The sequence below is a fragment of the Pseudonocardia sp. D17 genome (assembly GCF_036984265.1).
Classification (GTDB): Bacteria; Actinomycetota; Actinomycetes; order Mycobacteriales; family Pseudonocardiaceae; genus Pseudonocardia; species Pseudonocardia benzenivorans.
Map to the genome: position 1 here is coordinate 1 of NZ_BPRG01000098.1, position 4,342 is coordinate 4,342.

Annotated in this window: 4 protein-coding genes; all 4 read left to right on the forward strand. The window is 74.6% G+C overall.

The genetic code is table 11. The annotated features are described in order from the left end of the window. The coding region (locus PSD17_RS16365) for a hypothetical protein (RefSeq protein WP_339123328.1) at positions 1–358 on the forward strand (358 nt) is incomplete at its 5' end. Positions 359–428: 70 nt separating this feature from the next. Further along, positions 429–1,268 (forward strand): TIGR02569 family protein, encoded by an 840-nt coding sequence (locus tag PSD17_RS16370; protein ID WP_233899310.1) that lies wholly within the window; start codon positions 429–431, stop codon positions 1,266–1,268. 128 nt (positions 1,269–1,396) lie between these two features. Next, a complete protein-coding gene (locus PSD17_RS16375) occupies positions 1,397–2,779 on the forward strand; it encodes a nitrate/nitrite transporter (protein ID WP_013673278.1) in 1,383 nt (460 codons plus the stop codon). Between the two features lie 62 nt (positions 2,780–2,841). Continuing rightward, positions 2,842–4,342 (forward strand): molybdopterin oxidoreductase family protein (locus PSD17_RS16380; protein WP_445261014.1); only part of this gene is annotated, 1,501 nt, incomplete at its 3' end.

Here is a 4,342-nt window from a genome sequence, read left to right on the forward strand (position 1 = left end):
CCCGCGGCCCCCGCCGGCCGAGGTCCGGGCCGCGGAGCCGCCGCCCGCCGACGCCCCGCAGGCCGCCGCCACGCCCCCGCAGGCCGCCGAGACGGCACCGCAGGCGGCCGAGCCCGCCCCGCGCGCCGCCGAGCCGGCACCGGCGCCCCGGACGGCCGGGGCGTCCGGGTCCGCGGCACCGTCCGGGAACGCCGGGTTCGTCGACACCATGGCGCCGAGCTGGTCGTGGATGTCACCGGGAACGGCGCAGGCCGCGAATGCCACGGCCAAGCGGGCGATCGAGCAGGGGGAGCAGGCGCCGCCCGAGACGTCGGGGTCCGCCGACGGCTCCGGGGACGACGAACAGCCGGTCGGCTGACGCCGATCGGGTCCCGGCACGCCCGCGTGGCGGCACCACCCCGGGCACCGTCGCAGGTAGCGTGCGTGCTGTGACCGCAGCTCACGCAGCCGCCGCTGATCCGGCGCGACCCGGAGCCGGCGAAGCCCTGCCCCAGCACGTCCGTACGGCGTTCGGTGTGGCCGACGCCCCGCCACGCCCGGTCGCGTGGGCGGGCCAGCGTGCCTGGCAGTGCGGCGACGCGCTGATCCGGCCGGTGTCGGACAACGCCGTCGCCGCCTGGTCGGCAGGGGTGCTGGAGAACCTCGAGGTCGAGGGGGTGCGGCTGGCACGGCCGCTGCGGTCGTCGGACGGGCGTTGGGTCGTGGCCGGGTGGGCGGCGTGCCGGTTCCTGCCGGGCAGCGCCGAACCGCGTTACGACGACGTCGTCGCCGCCGCGATGCGCCTGCACGCGGCGACGGCGACCGTGCTGCGCCCGCGGCTGCTCGACGACCGCGACGACGTGCTGTCGCGCTCGGTGTCGGCGGCGTTCGGCGAGCGCAGGCTGACCCTCGACGGCGCCACGGGCGGTGACCTGTTCACCGAGCTGGGCGCGCATCGGCGACCGATCAAGCTGACGCCGCAGGTCGTGCACGGCGAGCTGTTCGGCGCGGTCCTGTTCGACGCCGACGGCAGCCCGGCCGTCCTCGATCTCGTCCCGTTCTGGCGGCCCGCGGAGTGGGCGGCGGCGGTCATCGTCGTCGACGCGCTGGCCTGGGGCGGCGCCGATGCGGGCATCCTCGAACGCTGGGCGCACCTGGCGGAGTGGCCGCAGGCGTTGCTGCGCGCCCTGCTGTACCGGCTGGCGCTGCACGCCCAGCACCCGGAGGGCAGCGTCGAGTCGCTCGCCGGCCTGGAGCGGGCCGCCGGCCTGATCAGCGCCCGGCTCTGAGCCCCTCACACCTACCGTCCGGCCATGTGAGGACCCCGTTGCGTCGATGACACGCACGGCCACGGCGAGGTAATCCGCGCTTCCTAGCGTCGCCACCGATTCGATCGGCGAGCGGCGGGAGGCCACACGTGACCCTCACGGATGTCACGGACGAGCAGCGGACGGGCCGGGCACGACTCGGCGGACGGTGGATCGAGGACTGGGAGCCGGAGGACGCGGGCTTCTGGGAGCGGACCGGCCGCGCGGTGGCGAACCGCAACCTGTGGGCGTCGATCTTCGTCGAGCACGTCGGGTTCTCGGTGTGGACCCTGTGGTCGGTGTTCGTGCTGTTCATGGGCCCGGAGTACGGCGTCGACGCGGCCGGCAAGTTCTTCCTCGGCGCGACCGCGACGCTGGTCGGTGCGGTCCTGCGGGTGCCGTACACGTTCGCGGTGGCCCGGTTCGGCGGCCGCAACTGGACGATCGTGTCGGGCCTGCTGCTCCTGGTGCCGACGGTCGCGGCGGCGTTCGTCCTGCAGCCCGGCACGCCGTACGCGGTGTTCGTGCTGATGGCGGCGCTGGCCGGGTTCGGCGGCGGGAACTTCGCGTCGTCGATGACGAACATCAACACGTTCTTCCCGGAGGGCCGCAAGGGCACCGCGCTGGGCCTCAACGCCGGGGGCGGCAACCTGGGCGTCGCCGTCATCCAGCTGGTCGCGCTGCTGGTGATCGCGACCGCGGGCGCCGGGCACCCGAAGCTGCTGCTGGCCGTCTACATCCCGCTGATCGTGATCTGCGCGGTGTGCGCGGCGCTGTTCATGGACAACATCTCCAGCGTCCGCAACGACACCGGCGCGTTCCGGCTCGCCGTCGCCGACCGGGACACCACGATCATGTCGTTCCTCTACATCGGCACCTTCGGCTCGTTCATCGGCTACAGCTTCGCGTTCGGGCTGGTCCTGCAGACGCAGTTCGGCCGCACCCCGCTCCAGGCGGCGGCGCTGACGTTCATCGGCCCGCTGCTGGGCTCGTTCATCCGTCCGCTGGGCGGCTGGCTGGCCGACCGCTTCGGCGGCGCCCGCGTCACGACGGTGAACTTCGTGGCGATGGCCGCCGCGACGGTCGTGTGCATCGTGGCGTCGGGCATGAAGTCGCTGCCGCTGTTCGTCGCCGGGTTCATCGCGCTCTTCGTGTTCTCCGGCGTCGGCAACGGCTCGACGTACAAGATGATCCCCGCGATCTTCCGGCGGAAGGCGTTGGCGCGCATCGCCTCCGGTGCCTCGTCGCGCGAGGAGGCCCTGCTGGCGGCGCGGCGCGTCTCGGGTGCGGCGATCGGTCTCATCTCGGCGGTCGGCGCGCTCGGCGGGCTGCTGATCAACCTGGCGTTCCGCCAGTCGTTCGCCGCGGCCAAGTCGGGCGTCCCGGCGTTCTGGGTGTTCTTCGCCTTCTACCTGGTGTGCACCGTCGTGACGGTCGCGGTCTACCTGCGCTCGCCGGCGCGCGCTGCCGTCGGTGCGCCGGTGCCGGTGTGAGGTCGTCGGTGTCACCTGCTGGAAACGTCGTCGAACCACGCCCGGTACGTGGCCGTCCGACGATGGCCCGCATGCCCGCCGACACGCACTGCCCGTACTGCGCGCTGCAGTGCGGGATGACGGTCGGCGGCGCGGGCACGGTCGCGCCGCGGGAGTTCCCGACCAACCGGGGCGGGCTGTGCCAGAAGGGCTGGACCGCCGGGTCGCTGCTGTCGCACCCCGACCGGCTGACCGCGCCGCTCGTCGACGGTGTGCCCGCGTCGTGGGACTCCGCGATCGGGCACGTGGCGGACCGGATCCGGGACCTGCAGGCGGCGTACGGACCGGACTCCGTCGCGGTCTTCGGCGGCGGCGGGCTGACCAACGAGAAGGCGTACCTGCTGGGGCGCTTCGCCCGCGTCGCGCTGGGGACCTCGCAGATCGACTACAACGGCCGGTTCTGCATGTCCTCGGCCGCCGCGGCCGGTAACCGGGCGTTCGGGATCGACCGCGGGCTGCCGTTCCCGGTGACCGACCTCGACGACGCGGAGGTCGTCGTACTGGCGGGCGCGAACGTCGCCGAGACGATGCCGCCGCTGATGGGGCACCTGACCGGGGCCCGGCTGGTCGTCGTCGACCCCCGGCGGACGCCGACGGCCGAGCGCGCGGTCGCGGCGGGCGGGTTGCACCTGCAGCCGGTGCCGGGCACCGACCTGGTGCTCGCGCTGGGCCTGCTGCACGCCGCGGTCACCGAGGGGCTGGTCGACCGCGCCTTCGTCGAGCAGCGGACCAGCGGGTTCGACGACGCCTGGCGGCTCGCCGCACAGTGGTGGCCCGAGCGGGCCGAGCGGGTGTGCGGGGTCGCGGCCACGGACATGCGGACGGTCGTGTCGTGGCTGGCCGGCTCCGCGCGCCGCTACGTGCTCACCGCGCGCGGGGCCGAGCAGCACGCGCACGGCGTCGACACGGTGACGGCGTGGATCAACCTCTCGCTCGCACTGGGACTGCCCGGTACCCCGGGATCGGGCTTCGGCACGATCACCGGGCAGGGGAACGGACAGGGCGGCCGTGAGCACGGGCAGAAGGCCGACCAGCTGCCCGGCTACCGGCGCATCGACGATCCCGCCGCCCGCGCCCACGTCGCGACGGTGTGGGGTGTCGATCCGGACTCGCTGCCCGGGCCCGGGCGCAGTGCCGTCGAGCTGATCGACGCGATCGGCACCCCCGGCGGGCCGCGTGCGCTGCTGGTGTTCGGGTCGAACCTGCGGGTGTCCGCGCCGGACGCCGCGCGCGTCGCCGCCAAGCTCGACGCGCTGGACCTCCTCGTCGTCGCGGACTTCCTGCCCGGCGAGACCGCCCGGCGGGCCGACGTCGTGCTCCCCGTCGCCCAGTGGGCCGAGGAGGAGGGCACGCTCACGAACCTCGAGGGACGGGTGCTGCGTCGCCGGCGGGCGCTCGACCCGCCGCCCGGCGTCCGCACCGACCTCGACGTCATCACCGGGCTGGCCGCCGCACTGGGGTTCGGTGGCTTCCCCACGACGCCGCGCGCGGTCTTCGACGAGCTGCGCGCGGCGTCGGCGGGCG